Here is a 15,000-nt window from a genome sequence, read left to right as displayed (position 1 = left end):
GGCCTAGTGCGGGGTACGCACGGTGAAGGCCGCGGTGTGCACGGTCCCGGCCGCCTCGAAGTCCAGGAAGAGGCGGTAGGTGCCCGCGCCGGGCGTGGTCGCGGCGAAGGAGACGTCCGGGCCCGAGGTCCGGCCCGCCGTCGCCTCGTCGTGCGGGTGCACATGCAGATAGGCGAGGTCGCCCGCGCGCAGCGCGACCAGGTGGCCGTAGGCGCCGAGGTACGGCTGGAGGGCGGTGACCGGCCGGCCGCCGCGCTCGACGGTGAAGGTGAGGTCGCTCTCCGCCCCGGCCTTCAGACCGCCGTCGAGGGTGACGGTGTAGCCGTCGACGCTGGTGGTGGCGGAGAGCGCGGGCGGCGCGGTCGCTGTGTACCGCCCGGTGACGGTGAGGTCGGCGCCCAGGGTGAGGCCTTCCTCCGCCCCGGCCGGACGGAAGTCGGCGAAGACGCGGTAGGAGCCCGCCGCCGGGAGGTCGACCGGGGTGCTCCAGGTGCCTTCCGCGGCCAGAGTGGGGTGGAGGTGGCGGTAGGCGGTGAGCTCGCGGGAGGCGACGATCAGATGGAGCCGCTTGGTGTGCTCGGTCGCGTAGGCGGTGACCGGTTGCCCGTGCGCGTCCCGGACGGTGAGGCGCAGGATGCCGGGGCGGTCGGCGGTGAGGCTTCGGGTCTCCAGGTCGAGCGTGTAGCCGCCCTGGGAGACCTGGAGCCCGGCGGGGGTGGGGTCGACGGACTCCGCCGCCTCGGAGCGCGCGTGACCGTGGCCGGAGGGCCCGGCCGCCGCCGAGCCCGGCCCGACCGCCGCCCCGATGCCGTAGGCGGCGCCGAAGACCACGGCGAGCGCGGCGGAGAACGAGCCGATCGTCCGGAGGGGTGTCATGGCGGGCTCCCGTCGTCGCTGGGTACCTCAGGGGGGTATCCTGTGAAGGAGAATATACCCCCTGGGGGTACCTGATCGTCGGTATCCGGTCATCCCGCCCCGTCGCTCACCGGAGGGCGGCAGCGATGATCCGCCCGACGACCGGGTTCGCGTCCTCGCTCTTCGCGTCCGTCGCGTTGACCGAGTAGACGAGGGTGCGGCCGAGGTCGCGGGTGGCGGCGATCGCCGCGTTGTAGCCGTAGCGGCCGCCCGACTTGAACCAGTAGACCCGCCCGCCGAGTTCGAACCGTGTGAGCCCCGCGCTGTAGGCGGCGCCGGGGATGTCCGCCGGGACCGTGAACATCTCCCGGAGCTGCGGCTCCGGCACGATCCGGCCCTTGAAGAGGACGACGAGCAGCCGTTCCAGGTCGGCGGTCGTGGAGATCATGTCCCCGGCCGCGAACCGGTCCGCCTGGTTCCACTCGGTGACGTCCAGGAACTCCGTCGTCCCGTCGGCCCTCTCCACCGCCTGGTAGCCGAGGTTGTGCGGGCCGAGGATGCGTGGATCGGCGCCCGGGAAGTACGTGTCCCGCATCCCGGCCGGCGCCAGCACCAGCCGTGTCGCCTCGGAGGCGTACGACCGCCCGGTCACCTTCTCGATCAGCAGCCCGAGGAACGTGTAGTTGATGTTGAGGTAGTGCTGCTTCCTCCCGGGGCAGAACTCGGGCTGCTTCGCCCCCGCCGACGCCGCCACCTGCTGCGGGGTGAGCGTGTCGAAGCGGTGGGCGTACAGCTCCTCGAAGGTCTCGCCGAGGCCGTCCCCGGCCGGGATGCCGCTGGTGTGGTTGAGCAGCTGCCGCACCGTGACCGGCCGGAACTGCCTGCCGAGCAGGCCCGGCAGATAGCGCTGGATCGGCCGGTCGAGGTCGATTCTCCCCTCGGCCGCCAGCCGCAGCACGGCCGCCGCCGTCACCACCTTCGTCGTCGACCCGGCCCGGAACCGGCCGTCCGGGTCCGCCGCCGTACCGCTCTCCAGGTCGTGCACGCCCGAGCTGCCGCGCCAGGTGCCGTCCGTGCCGCCGACGCGGACGAGGGCGGCGGTCGCGTCGGCGTCGGGGAGGCCGGTGATCGCGGCGGCGAGGGCCTGTTCGTCGAGCGTGCTCGCCGGCCGGGTCACGGGTGCGGCGAAGGCGGGGCCCGCGGCCAGCGGTCCGGCCGTCGCGAGGGCCAGGACGACTGCGGTGGCGAGGACGGTCGTGCGGCGTCGGGCGCGCATACGGGAACTCCTGGGGGTGGGGTGCATCGGTGATCGACAGGGGCGCGTGATGAGCTTCGGGCAGACCGGGCGAGAGCGGATCCTCAGCGGGGAGGGCGTCGGCCCTGATCGGTCCCTGGGTCAACTCGGCTGCTGAATGGGGGAGTTGTGCGGGCCGTCCCCTACGGGTGGCGAAAAACTGTTATCCCGTGGCCGGCTCGGCCGTCCCCTCGGTGTGATCTGCGACATTGCCAACAGCGGGGTCGCGGCTGAGAGGGTGCGGACATGAGGACGTACGCCGACGCCGAGGCCGGGCGGCACTGGCGGGCCACCGTCGCCGCCGCGCAGGCCGGTGACCGGCAGGCGCTGGACGAACTGGTCGCGGGCTGGCTGCCGCTGGTCTACAACATCGTCGGCCGGGCCCTGAACGGCCACGCCGACGTCGACGACGTCGTCCAGGAGACCATGCTGCGCGCCGTCGACAACCTCGCCTCCCTGCGCGACCCCGACAGCTTCCGCTCCTGGCTGGTGGCCATCGCCATGCGCCAGATCCGCGACCGGGCGCGCCGCCGGACCGCCACCCGCCTCGACGAGAGCACGGCCCCCGAAGGCGCCGCCGACTTCGCCGAACTCACCGTGCTCAGGCTCCAGTTGGAGGGCCAGCGACGCGAGGTCGCGGAGGCGGTGCGCTGGCTGGACGACGAGGACCGGCAGTTGCTGTCCCTCTGGTGGCTGGAGGTCGCCGGTGAACTCACCCGCCGTGAGCTCGCCGCCGCCGTCGGCATCAGCCGGCAGCACGCCGCCGTGCGCGTCCAGCGGGTGAAGGAGCGCCTGGAGGTCTCCCGGGGCATCGTGCGCGCCCTCGACGGCGCCTGCCCCGACCTGCGCGAGGTCACCGCCCGCTGGAACGGCCGCCCCGACTCCGTCTGGCGCAAACGGCTCGCCCGGCACATCCGCGGCTGCGGCTACTGCGGGGACACCCGCGAGAGCGTCGTACCGGCGGAGCGGCTGCTCGTCGGCATCGCGCTGGTCCCCGTCCCGGTCGGCTTCACGCTCGCCCTCGGCCTCGGCGGCAAGACCGCGGCCGCCGCGGCGGGCTCCGCCTCCCTCGGCTGGTCCGCGAAGGTGCTGGGCGCGCTCACCAAACCCGCCGTCGCGATGACGGCCGGCGCCACCCTCGCGGCGGGCGGCGTCTACGTCGCCGTACAGACGCCCGACGACCCGCCCCCGCGCACCGCCACCCTGCCCACGGCGGCGAGCACCACCGGGCGGCCGCCGGGCCCGGCCACCCCGTCCGCCTCACCGTCGGCGTCCCCCTCGCCCTCCCCGTCCCCCTCGGCGACGAAGAAGACGAAGAAGACGGAGAAGACGGAGAAGACGGAGAAGGCGGTGTACGGCAGTGTCGTCGACGCCGTGGACACCGCGCCGGCCCCCGGCACCGCGCCCGGCGCCCTGCCGCACCGGCCCGCGTCCGGCGTCACCAGCACCGGCGGTGCCCACGCCGTCCTGAACCACCGCGGGGACGCGGTCACCCTCACCGGCCAGGGCTATGTCCTGGTGCGCTGGCAGATCTCGCCGCAGTACCGGGCCGGCAGCCTCGTCCCGCCCGCCTGGACGGGCCTGAAGGGCCGGCTGTTCCACGTGGCCTCGGGCGGCGGCCGCCGCATGGACGACCGGACGAGCGCCACCGACCCCACCGCCACCGGCATGGGCAGCGCCGCCACCGGCTACGCCGTCCTGCCCCCCGGCACCCAGCAGATGTGGCAGAACGAGTACTTCTACGTCGACGGCAGCGTCACCCTCACCGTGAACGAGCGCGGCGCCGACTACGGCGTGAGCGTCTTCCCCAGCACCTGGGACGCCGTGGAGAAGGACATCGTCACCGGCCCGCCCGAGGGCGCGGGGCGCTACGGACTGGTCCGCGACACCGGCGGCGACGACACCCCCGTCCCGCAGTACGCCACCCGGGACACCCCGGCCGACCCGGCGACGGTCCCTCAGGCCTCCCGCGTCTCCGTGCAGCCGGAGGACCGACGGGGCTGACGGGTGTCCCTGAGGACGGTCAGGACGTCGATGCGGTTGGTGGTGATCGAGTCGACGCCCAGGGCGATCAGCCGGCGCATCGCGCGGCGGGTGTCCGGGGTCCACACCGACAGCAGATGGCCGCCCCGGTGGACCCGGTCGGCCAGGGCCCGGTCGACCAGGGAGAAACGGTAGTTCAGCCAGCGCGGCTTGACCGCGTCGAGCAGGACCGGACGCGTGGGCGCCAGGCTGGTGCGGGTCAGTGCGATCTCGGCGGCCGGGTCGGCCGCGCGGACGGCGAGCATCTCCTCGGCACCGGCGCAGTAGTAGGCGCGGTCGGCCGCCCCCGCCTCGCGCACGGCGTCCACGACCCGCCGTGCCTGCCGTACGTCCCGGGTGCCCGGCAGGTCGATCATCACCCGGCTCTCCCCGGTCGCCGCGAGCGCCTCCGCGAGCGTGGGTACCCCGCCGTCCGTGAGCCCGCGCACCTCGGCCGCCGACAGCGACCGCAGCGGCCGGTCCGCACCCCACAGCCGCTTGAGCGTCTCGTCGTGCAACAGCACGGGCACACCGTCCCGGGTGAGGCGTACGTCGAACTCGACGGCGTCCGCGCCCTGGGCGAGCGCGGAACGCAGGGAGTCGAGCGTGTTCTCACGGAAGCGGTAGGGGGCGCCGCGATGGGCCACGGCAGTCAGCGTCTGCATGGGCCCATTGTGTCCGGGGCGGGAGTCCGCCGATCAGGCGGACAGCCACCCGGCGGTGTACGTGTCGATCTCGGCCTCGATCCGCACCTTGCCGGGCGCGTCCAGGAAGGACGCCTCGACCGCGTTCTTCGCCAGCTCCGCCACGCCCCGCTCGTCGAGGCCGAGGAGCCGGGCGGCGACCGCGTACTCGTTGTTCAGGTCGGTGCCGAACATCGGCGGGTCGTCGGAGTTGATCGTGACCAGCACGCCCGCCCGCACGAACTCCTTGATGGGGTGCTCGTCGAGGGTGCGGACCGCGCGCGTGGCGATGTTGGAGGTGGGGCACACCTCCAGCGCGATGCGGTGCTCCGCGAGATGCGCGAGGAGCCTCTCGTCCCGGGCCGAGCTGGTGCCGTGCCCGATCCGCTCGGCGCGCAGGTGGGTGAGCGCGTCCCACACGGTCTGCGGGCCGGTCGTCTCGCCGGCGTGCGGCACGGACCTCAGGCCCGCGGCGATCGCCCGGTCGAAGTGGGGCTTGAACTGCGGGCGCGGTACACCGATCTCGGGGCCGCCGAGACCGAAGGAGATCAGCCCCTCGGGCCGCAGCCGGTCGTCGGTGGCCAGCCGCGCGGTCACCTCGGCGGACTCGAGCCCCGCCTCACCGGGAATGTCGAAGCACCACCGCAGCACCGTCCCGAACTCCGCCTCGGCGGCCTTGCGGGCGTCCTCGATCGCGTCCATGAAGGCCCGCTCGTCGATGCCGCGCCGGGTCGAGGAGTACGGCGTGATGGTCAGCTCGGCGTACCGCACCTGCTGGCGGGCCAGGTCCCGGGCCACCTCGTACGTCAGGAGCCGGACGTCCTCCGGGGTGCGGATGAGGTCCACGACGGACAGGTACACGTCGATGAAGTGCGCGAAGTCCGTGAAGGTGAAGTAGTCGGCGAGGGCCTCGGGGTCGGTGGGCACCTTGGAGTCGGGGTGCCGGGCGGCCAGCTCGGCGACGATCCGGGGGGAGGCGGAGCCGACGTGGTGGACGTGCAGTTCGGCCTTGGGCAGCCCGGCGATGAACGCGTGCAGATCGCGGGCTCCGGCGTACGCGGTGGGGCCGGCGGGCGTGCCGGACGCGGCGGAGGCGTCGAGGCGGTCGGTCAAGGGGTCCTCCCCTGGGACGGCGTCCCCGGCCGTGAGAGGGGCCGGACGGGACGCGGGTGATCGGCTGATCGGTGAGTCAGGATCATCGTAGGCGGCCCGGTCGACCGCGTGCGGGGGAGGCCGGACGGTCACGGGTGGGCGTGGCCTGCGCGCTGCCGGCTCTGCGGCCCGGCCTTCGGGGCCGTTGCTCGGGCCTTAGCATGACGGAACGTTCGACAGAGGGGATCCCGTGCATGTCCGACGACGCGCCGACTCCGGCCGGTGACGCCGGTCGCGAGACATGGCCCGCCCCCGCTCCCGCCGAGCCGGCCGGTCTTGGGGACGCTGTCCCCGGGGTGCCGCTGGGCAAGGCGGCGGAAGGGAGCGGGGCCGACGCGACACCCTCGGACGCGACACCCTCGGACGCGGCCCCGTCGGACGTTGCCCCGTCGGACGTTGCCTCCTCGGGCGGAGCGCGGTCCGACGACGTGCGGTGCGACGACGTGCGGCCCGACGACCTGCCCCTCGCGGAGGGCTCCGCCCCCGACCCCGCGCCCGTGCCCCCTCCCCCCACCGACGGCGCCACGCTGCCCGGCCCCTGGGTCGCCCCCGTCGCCCCGCAGCCCCACGGTGCCTTCGCGTCCTTCCCGCCGCCGGACCCGGCGACGCTGGCGGCCGGACCGCCCCCCCACCCCTTTGCGCCGCCCCTCGCCCCCACCGGCGTGGTGCCCCCGCCGCCGATCTCGCCGGACGGTCCCGGCCGGGTGCCGTACGGCCACCCCGAAACCTACGGCCACCCCGCCCTCGCCCAGGCCGGCTACCACTGGCCCGGTATGCCTCCCGTCGAGAGCAACGGGATCGGTGTCACCGGCATGGTGCTGGGCATCGCCTCGGCCGTGTTCTTCTGCATATGGCCGGCGGCGATCGTGGTCGGCCTCATGGGCGTGGTCTTCGGCGCGATCGGCCGCCGGAAGGCGAGCCGGGGCGAGGCCACCAACCCGGGGCAGGCCCTGGCCGGCATCATCCTGGGCATCGCGGGCGTCCTCCTCGGAGCGGGCCTGGGCACCCTGGTCTTCCTGATCCCGGTCTGAGGCCGGGTCACCCCTCCCGCAGCCGCGCCCGCGCCGCCATCAGCGCGAAGCCCAGCAGGTTCGGCCCCCGCCAGCGCTCCGGGTCGGCCGCCGCCTCGTCGGCGGCTGCCAGACCTATGCCCCAGACGCGGTCCACGGGGCTCGCCTCGACCAGCACGCGGTCGCCGGTGCCGAGGAGGAAGCCGGTCAGTTCGGGGGTGGAGCGGAACTTGTGGACGCTGCCCTCCACGACGATCCGGAACCGCTCCCGCTGCCAGGTCTCCTCGTCGAACCCGCGCACCAGGCGGCCCGTCTTCTTCGCCCGGGACGGGTGCGAGGCGGCCAGGGCCTGCCGCTCCGCCTCCGGGTCACCGAAGAGACGGGCCTTCTCCGCCATCATCCAGTGCTCGGCCGTCGCATAGGTCACCCCGTCCACCACGAACGGTGACGGCCACCACTGGCTCAGGCAGCCCGGACCCAGCCGGCCGTCCGGTCGCGGCCGGTGTCCCCAGAAGTGCAGGTACTTGATCCTCGCCCCCGCCCGGACCTCCCTGACCAGGGTGTCCAGACCATCGATCGTCTCCATGCACGCCAGCATGGCAGGCACCACTGACACTGCGTCCTGCCTTTTCCGTCCCGACTCGACACCTGGTCGACAGATTCCGTCGCGTAACCAAAAGGCAACAACGGAATCACTTGTTGGAGTGGCATTGCTCTGTCAGGATCGGCACTCAAATCAGGCTGGAGCTACGCCACCGGCCCCCGCGCAAGGCGGGGCGAAGGCGGAGGAGAGCGACATGCAGAACCCGGGCACCGCCACCCCGGACACCCCCGACCGGTTCCCCGCGCGGGAACGCTTCACGGAAGGCGCTCAGTACATCGCGGGCCGCCTCACCCGGGGCACCTCGGGCCGCACCCACGCCGTGATCGACCCGGCCACCGGCGAGGAGGTGTACACGTACGAGCTGGCGTCCGCCGCCGACGTGGACGCGGCCGTCGCCGCCGCCCGCGCGGCCTTCCCCGGCTGGTCGGGCGCCACGCCCGGCGAGCGTTCGGACGCCCTGCACCGCCTCGCCGCCGTCCTCGCCGACCGCGCCGAGGAGTTCGCCCGCGCGGAGTCCCTCCAGTGCGGCAAGCCGCTGAAGCTGACGCGTGAGTTCGACGTGCCGGGGACGATCGACAACACGGCCTTCTTCGCGGGCGCCGCCCGTCATCTCCAGGGCCAGGCCGCCGGGGAGTACTCCGGTGACCACACCTCGTACGTCCGCCGTGAGCCCATCGGGGTCGTCGGCTCCGTCGCCCCCTGGAACTACCCCCTCCAGATGGCGGCCTGGAAGATCCTCCCGGCGATCGCCGCGGGCAACACGATCGTCCTGAAGCCCGCCGAGCTGACCCCGCTGACCTCGCTGCTCTTCGCGCAGGCGGCGACCGACGCCGGCATCCCCGACGGGGTGATCAACATCGTCACGGGGACCGGCAGGGAGGCCGGTGAGCACCTCGTGGGCCACCCCGACGTGGCGATGACCTCCTTCACCGGCTCCACCGCCGTCGGCAGGCGCGTCGCCGAGCTCGCCACGGCCACCGTCAAGCGCCTCCACCTGGAGCTCGGCGGCAAGGCGCCCTTCGTGGTCTTCGACGACGCCGACCTGGAGGCCTCCGTGCACGGCGCCGTGGCGGGCGCCCTCATCAACACCGGGCAGGACTGCACGGCCGCCACGCGCGCGTACGTGCAGCGGCCCCTGTACGAGGCCTTCGTCGAGGCGACCTCCGCCCTCATGGCGGGCGTCCGGGTCGGCGACCCGTTCGCGGCCGGCACGGACATCGGCCCGCTCGTCTCCCACGTCCAGCGCGACCGCGTCGCCGCGATCGTGGAGCGGGCCCGTGCCTACGCGCGCGTGGTGACCGGCGGCGAGGCCCCGCAGGGCGACCGGGGAGAGCTGAAGGACGGCGCGTACTACCGTCCCACGCTCGTCGCGGACGCCGCCCAGGACAGTGAGGTCGTCCAGTCCGAGATCTTCGGCCCGGTGCTGGTGGTCCTGCCGTTCGACACCGACGACGAGGGCATCCGGCTGGCCAACGACACCCCGTACGGGCTCGCCGCCTCCGCGTGGACCCGGGACGTCTTCCGGGCGGGCCGCGCGACACGCGAGATCCAGGCCGGGTGCGTGTGGATCAACGACCACATCCCGATCATCAGCGAGATGCCCCACGGCGGCTACAAGGCCTCCGGCTTCGGCAAGGACATGTCAGCGTATTCGTTCGACGAGTACACACAGATCAAGCACGTTATGTTCGATAACACGGCGGTCGCCCGGAAGCCCTGGCACCGCACGATCTTCGGGGACCGATAGTCACAGCCCCGGCCGCCCACCGCGGCCGGCTTCCCGAAAGGGCATCAAGCGCATGAGGCAGTACGAGCCCGACCGCCCGACCCCGGTCGAACTGGCCGCCGTGCGGCGCAGTCTCCGCAGTGGCAGGGCCGCCATGACTCGCCGGTCGCTGATGGGCGGCGCGCTCGCGTTGGGCGGCGTCGGAGCGCTGAGCGCCTGCGGCATCCCCGCGGCCGGCAAGAGCCAGGGAGGCGTCTCCGCCGACGACCACTCCGCGCAGGAGAAGGTCGTCAACTTCTCCAACTGGCCCGAGTACATCGACGTCGACGACAGCGGCAAGCGGCACCCGACGCTGGACGCGTTCCGCAAACGGACCGGCATCTCCGTCAAGTACACCGAGGACATCAACGACAACGACGAGTTCTTCGGCAAGATCCAGCCGCAGCTCGCCGCCGGCCAGGACACCGGACGCGACCTCATCGTCCTCACGGACTGGCTGGCCGCCCGCATGATCCGGCTCGGGTACGTCCAGAAGCTCGACGCGTCCCACCTGCCGCACGCCTTCGCCAACCTCTCGGAGCAGTTCAGGAGCCCCGACTGGGACCCGGGGCGCGCCTACTCCTACCCCTGGCAGGGCATCTCGACGGTTGTCGCCTTCAACAGGAAGGCGCTCGACGGCGTCGAGGTGAAGTCGGTCTCCGACCTGCTCGACAACCCGGCGCTCAAGGGCCGGGTCGGCCTGCTGACCGAGATGCGCGACACCGTCGGCATGACCATGCTCGACATGGGCCTGGACCCGGGGAAGTTCACCGACGACGACTACGACGCGGTGATCGCCCGCCTCCAGAAGGCCGTCGACAAGGGCCAGATCCGCCGCTTCACCGGCAACGACTACACGTCCGACCTCAGCAAGGGCGACCTGGCGGCCTGCGTCGCCTGGGGCGGCGACATCGTGCAGCTCCAGGCCGACAACCCGGACGTCGCCTACGTCATCCCGGACAGCGGCTACATGACGTCCACCGACAACATGCTGATCCCCAACAAGGCGCGCCACAAGACCAACGCCGAGCGGCTCATCGACTACTACTACGAGCCCGAGCCGGCCGCCGAACTCGCCGCGTACATCAACTACGTCAGTCCGGTCGCGGACGTGAGGCCGTACCTCGCCCGGATCGACAAGTCGGCGGCGGACAACCCGCTGATCCTTCCCGACAAGGCCACGCAGGCCAAGTCCCACGCCTTCCGCTCCCTGAGCTCGAAGGAAGAGACGGCCTACCAGCAGAAGTTCGCGAAGCTCACAGGGGCGTGACGATCATGACCAAGGACAGCAGCGGCGACGTCCGCCTCTCCGGCATCGGCAAGACCTACGGCGCCTTCACCGCCGTGCACCCGCTCGACCTGACCGTCCCGCAGGGCTCGTTCTTCGCCCTGCTCGGCGCCTCCGGCTGCGGCAAGACCACCACCCTGCGCATGATCGCCGGCCTGGAGGAGCCCACCAGCGGCACCGTCCACCTCGGCGACCAGGACGTCACCGCCCTGCCGCCGTACAAGCGCCCGGTGAACACCGTCTTCCAGTCCTACGCCCTCTTCCCGCACCTCGACATCTTCGAGAACGTCGCCTTCGGCCTGCGCCGACGCGGCATCAAGTCGGTGAAGAAGCAGGTCGAGGACATGCTGGAACTGGTCCAGCTCGGCGAGCAGGCCCGCAAGAAGCCCCACCAGCTCTCCGGCGGCCAGCAGCAGCGCGTCGCCGTCGCCCGCGCCCTCATCAACCACCCCAAGGTGCTCCTCCTCGACGAGCCCCTCGGCGCCCTCGACCTCAAGCTGCGCCGCCAGATGCAGCTGGAGCTCAAGCGCATCCAGACCGAGGTCGGCATCACCTTCGTGCATGTCACGCACGACCAGGAGGAGGCCATGACCATGGCCGACACGGTCGCCGTGATGAACGCGGGCCGTGTCGAGCAGCTCGGCTCGCCCACCGACCTCTACGAGAACCCGCAGACCACGTTCGTCGCCAACTTCCTCGGCACCTCCAACCTCATCGAGGCCGAGGTCGACACCAAGAACGGCGACGACATCGTGCTCCGGGCCGGCGGCGGCAAGCTCGTCCTGCCCGAGGCGCGCTGTTCGGCGCCCACGACGGCGGGCGGCAAGGTCCTGGTCGGCGTCCGCCCGGAGAAGATCTCCCTCACCCACGCCGACGACGCGGGCGAGATCCCCGAGGGCCGCAACCGCATCACCGGGAAGATCGCCCACTCCTCCTTCATCGGCGTCTCCACCCAGTACGTCATCGACAGCGCGGTCTGCCCCGAGTTCGAGGTCTACGCCCAGAACATCGACCGCGACGCCCGACTCGCCCCCGGCGCCGACGTCGTCCTGCACTGGAGCCCCGGCCACACCTTCGGGCTGGACGCCGCCCAGGACATCGACGCCGGCATCGACGAACAGGCGGCGGTCTGAGATGGCCACACTGACCGAGGCACCCCCGCCGCTCTCCCCGGCGGAGCCCCAGAAGAAGCCGCCGCGCAAGCGGGGCCGGCTGACGCCGTACTGGCTGCTGCTGCCCGGCCTGCTCTGGCTGGTCGTGTTCTTCGCCCTGCCGATGATCTACCAGGCCTCCACGTCCGTGCAGACGGGCTCCCTGGAGGAGGGCTACAAGGTCACCTGGCACCTGGCGACCTACTGGGACGCGCTGAGCGAGTACTGGCCGCAGTTCCTCCGCTCGGTCCTCTACGCGACCGCCGCGACGATCCTGTGCCTGATCCTCGGCTACCCCCTGGCGTACCTGATCGCCTTCCGCGCCGGACGCTGGCGGAACCTGATCATGATCCTGGTGATCGCGCCCTTCTTCACCAGCTTCCTGATCCGCACCCTCGCCTGGAAGACGATCCTCGCGGACAGCGGACCGGTCGTGTCGTTCCTCAACACCGTGCACGTCCTCGACGTCACCGACTGGCTCGGCTGGACCTCCGGCGACAGGGTCCTCGCCACCCCGCTCGCGGTGGTCTGCGGACTGACGTACAACTTCCTGCCGTTCATGATCCTGCCGCTCTACACCTCGCTGGAACGCATCGACGCCCGCCTGCACGAGGCGGCCGGCGACCTGTACGCCACGCCGCTCACCACCTTCCGCAAGGTGACCTTCCCGCTGTCGATGCCCGGAGTCGTCTCCGGCACGCTGCTCACCTTCATCCCGGCGGCCGGCGACTACGTCAACGCCGAACTCCTCGGCTCCACCGACACCCGCATGATCGGCAACGTGATCCAGACGCAGTTCCTGCGCGTGCTGGACTATCCGACGGCCGCGGCCCTCTCCTTCATCCTGATGGCCGCGATCCTCCTCATGGTCACCCTCTACATCCGCCGGGCCGGGACGGAGGATCTCGTCTGATGCCTGTCCTCAACTGGTTCAAGCGCCATCTCGTCGTCATCGCGGGACTGCTGACCCTCGGCTATCTCCTGCTGCCCAACGTCGTGGTCACGGTGTTCTCCTTCAACAAACCGAAGGGACGCTTCAACTACGAATGGCAGCAGTTCTCCCTCGACGCCTGGAAGGACCCCTGCGGCGTCGCCGGAATGTGCGGCTCGCTGTCGCTCAGCCTCCAGATCGCGATCTGGGCGACCATCGGCGCCACCCTGCTCGGCACGATGATCGCCTTCGCGCTGGTCCGCTACCGCTTCCGCGCGCGAGGCTCCGTCAACTCGCTGATCTTCCTGCCGATGGCGATGCCCGAGGTCGTCATGGCCGCCTCGCTGCTCACCCTTTTCCTCAACCTGGGCGCGCAGCTGGGCTTCTACACGATCCTGATCGCGCACATCATGTTCTGCCTCAGCTTCGTCGTGGTCGCCGTCAAGGCACGCGTGCTCTCCATGGACCCGCGCCTCGAACAGGCCGCCCAGGACCTCTACGCCGGACCGGCGCAGACCTTCCTGCGGGTCACCCTGCCCATCGCGGCCCCCGGGATCGCGGCCGGCGCGATGCTCGCCTTCGCGCTCTCCTTCGACGACTTCATCATCACCAACTTCAACGCCGGCTCGACCGTCACCTTCCCCATGTTCGTGTGGGGATCGGCCCAGCGCGGCACGCCCGTCCAGATCAACGTCATCGGTACGGCCATGTTCCTGATCGCCGTCCTCCTCGTCCTGACCTCGATGGTCATCGGCAACCGCCGCAACCGACAAAAAGCGTAGGGAGTTGAAATCATGGCCCCGAGCGCCATGAACCGGTGGATCACTTCTCTTTCCGACGCCCAGCCGTCGCCGTACTGGCTGGAAGACCCCGGCAGGCCCCGCCCCGAACCCGCGCTCACCGGCGCCGACAGCTGCGACCTGCTGGTCGTCGGCGGCGGCTACAGCGGACTGTGGACCGCGCTCGTCGCCAAGGAGCGCGATCCGCGCCGGGACGTGGTGCTGCTGGAGGGCCGCGAGGTGGGCTGGGCCGCCTCGGGCCGCAACGGAGGCTTCTGCGCGGCCTCCCTCACTCACGGGCTGCCCAACGGCCTCGCCCGCTGGCCGGACGAGATCCGCACCCTCCAGGAGCTGGGCGCCCGCAACCTCGACGAGATCGAGGCGGCCCTCACCCGGCACGGCATCGACTGCGACTTCGAGCGCACCGGCGAGATCGACGTCGCCACCGAGACGTACCAGGCGTGGCAACTGCACGACTGGTACGAGGAACTCGAACGCAAGGGCCTCGCCGACGGCCTGGAGTTCCTCGACGCCGACGAGGTCCGCGAGCAGGTCGCCTCACCCACCTTCGAGGCGGGCCTGTACGACCGGCGGGGCGTGGCGATGCTCCACCCCGCCAAACTGGCCTGGGGCCTGAAAGAGGCGTGCGTCCGGCTCGGTGTCCGCGTCCACGAGCACACCCCCGCGCTGGACCTGAAGCCGTACGGCGCCGGGATGAGCGTCCGCACGCCGTACGGCCGGATCCGGGCCCGGCAGGTCGCCCTCGGCACCAACATCTTCCCGAGCCTGGTCAAACGGGTGCGGGCGTACACCGTCCCGGTCTACGACTACGCCCTGATGACCGAGCCGCTCACCCCGGAGCAGCTCGGCGCGATCGGCTGGAAGAACCGGCAGGGCCTCGGCGACTCCGCCAACCAGTTCCACTACTTCCGGCTGTCCGCGGACAACCGGATCCTGTGGGGCGGGTACGACGCGATCTACCCGTACGGCGGCCGGGTGCGCGCCGAGTACGACGACCGGCCCGAGACGTACGCCAAGCTCGCCGGCCACTTCTTCACCTGCTTCCCGCAGCTGGAGGGCGTCCGCTTCACGCACGCCTGGGGCGGCGCGATCGACACCTGTTCCCGTTTCTCCGCGTTCTTCGGCACGGCCCACCACGGGAAGGTCGCCTACGCCGCCGGGTACACCGGCCTGGGCGTCGGGGCCACCCGGTTCGGTGCCGAGGTGATGCTGGACCTGCTGGCGGGGGAGGACACCGAGCGGACCCGGCTGGAGATGGTCCGCAAGAAGCCGCTGCCCTTCCCGCCCGAACCGTTCGCCTGGACCGGCATCGCCCTCACCAAGTGGTCGCTGGCCCGGGCCGACGCGCACGGCGGGCGGCGCAACCTGTGGCTGCGGACCATGGACCGGCTGGGCCTCGGCTTCGACAGCTGACCCCGCCCCCGCGGCGGTGGACAGGGTGACCT

13 protein-coding genes are annotated in these 15,000 nt (G+C 71.9%); 8 read left to right on the top strand and 5 right to left on the bottom strand.

The window, feature by feature from the left end; all coding sequences use genetic code 11:
- Positions 1-3 precede the first annotated feature (3 nt).
- Complete coding sequence (locus U5640_RS10960) at positions 4-876, bottom strand: hypothetical protein (RefSeq protein WP_340375602.1); 873 nt, start codon at positions 874-876, stop codon at positions 4-6.
- Between the two features lie 106 nt (positions 877-982).
- Positions 983-2,131, bottom strand: coding sequence for a serine hydrolase domain-containing protein (locus tag U5640_RS10955; RefSeq protein ID WP_340375601.1), 1,149 nt, complete (start codon positions 2,129-2,131; stop codon positions 983-985).
- Between the two features lie 264 nt (positions 2,132-2,395).
- Here U5640_RS10955 and U5640_RS10950 point away from each other — a divergent pair, with 264 nt between their 5' ends.
- Entirely contained in the window at positions 2,396-4,153 is a 1,758-nt protein-coding gene (locus U5640_RS10950; protein WP_340375600.1) for a sigma-70 family RNA polymerase sigma factor, read from the top strand.
- Here the strand turns inward: U5640_RS10950 and U5640_RS10945 are convergent.
- Together U5640_RS10945 and U5640_RS10940 are read right to left on the bottom strand one after the other, a co-directional pair.
- Positions 4,108-4,836: a glycerophosphodiester phosphodiesterase gene (locus tag U5640_RS10945; RefSeq protein ID WP_340375599.1), complete on the bottom strand. Its 729-nt coding sequence runs from the start codon at positions 4,834-4,836 to the stop codon at positions 4,108-4,110. The two genes, U5640_RS10950 and U5640_RS10945, sit on opposite strands and share 46 nt — an antisense overlap.
- Positions 4,837-4,869: 33 nt before the next feature.
- Positions 4,870-6,099 carry an adenosine deaminase gene (locus U5640_RS10940; protein WP_340375598.1) on the bottom strand — a complete coding sequence of 410 codons (1,230 nt, stop codon included), beginning with the start codon at positions 6,097-6,099 and terminating at the stop codon, positions 4,870-4,872.
- A 101-nt stretch (positions 6,100-6,200) separates the two neighbouring features.
- Between U5640_RS10940 and U5640_RS10935 the strand changes: the two genes are divergently transcribed.
- Positions 6,201-7,037: a DUF4190 domain-containing protein gene (locus U5640_RS10935; RefSeq protein ID WP_340375597.1), complete on the top strand. Its 837-nt coding sequence runs from the start codon at positions 6,201-6,203 to the stop codon at positions 7,035-7,037.
- 7 nt (positions 7,038-7,044) lie between these two features.
- Here the strand turns inward: U5640_RS10935 and U5640_RS10930 are convergent, their stop codons facing one another.
- Positions 7,045-7,602 carry an NADAR family protein gene (locus U5640_RS10930; RefSeq protein ID WP_340375596.1) on the bottom strand — a complete coding sequence of 186 codons (558 nt, stop codon included), beginning with the start codon at positions 7,600-7,602 and terminating at the stop codon, positions 7,045-7,047.
- A gap of 211 nt (positions 7,603-7,813) precedes the next feature.
- On the opposite strand from U5640_RS10930, the gene U5640_RS10925 reads away from it, so the two are divergent.
- Genes U5640_RS10925 through U5640_RS10900 form a run of 6 tightly spaced genes read left to right on the top strand, consistent with a single transcriptional unit; the run spans position 7,814 to position 14,968 of the window.
- Entirely contained in the window at positions 7,814-9,367 is a 1,554-nt protein-coding gene (locus U5640_RS10925; RefSeq protein ID WP_340375595.1) for a gamma-aminobutyraldehyde dehydrogenase, read from the top strand.
- Positions 9,368-9,419: 52 nt separating this feature from the next.
- Positions 9,420-10,655, top strand: coding sequence for a spermidine/putrescine ABC transporter substrate-binding protein (locus U5640_RS10920; RefSeq protein WP_340375594.1), 1,236 nt, complete (start codon positions 9,420-9,422; stop codon positions 10,653-10,655).
- 5 nt (positions 10,656-10,660) lie between these two features.
- The gene (locus U5640_RS10915) at positions 10,661-11,806 is read left to right on the top strand and encodes an ABC transporter ATP-binding protein (protein WP_340375593.1); all 1,146 of its coding nucleotides are present in this window, start codon (positions 10,661-10,663) and stop codon (positions 11,804-11,806) included.
- Between the two features lies 1 nt (position 11,807).
- A complete protein-coding gene (locus tag U5640_RS10910) occupies positions 11,808-12,737 on the top strand; it encodes an ABC transporter permease (RefSeq protein ID WP_340375592.1) in 930 nt (309 codons plus the stop codon).
- Entirely contained in the window at positions 12,737-13,537 is an 801-nt protein-coding gene (locus U5640_RS10905) for an ABC transporter permease (protein WP_340375591.1), read from the top strand. Before U5640_RS10910 ends, U5640_RS10905 begins: the two co-directional genes overlap by 1 nt.
- Before the next feature lie 12 nt (positions 13,538-13,549).
- Positions 13,550-14,968, top strand: a complete 1,419-nt coding sequence (locus U5640_RS10900; RefSeq protein WP_340375590.1) for an FAD-dependent oxidoreductase — start codon at positions 13,550-13,552, stop codon at positions 14,966-14,968.
- Positions 14,969-15,000 lie beyond the last annotated feature (32 nt).

This window comes from Streptomyces sp. SS7, assembly GCF_037993025.1.
Lineage (GTDB): Bacteria > Actinomycetota > Actinomycetes > Streptomycetales > Streptomycetaceae > Streptomyces.
The sequence above is the reverse complement of the archived record's forward strand: the minus strand, read 5'-3'. Positions and strand labels throughout refer to the sequence as shown.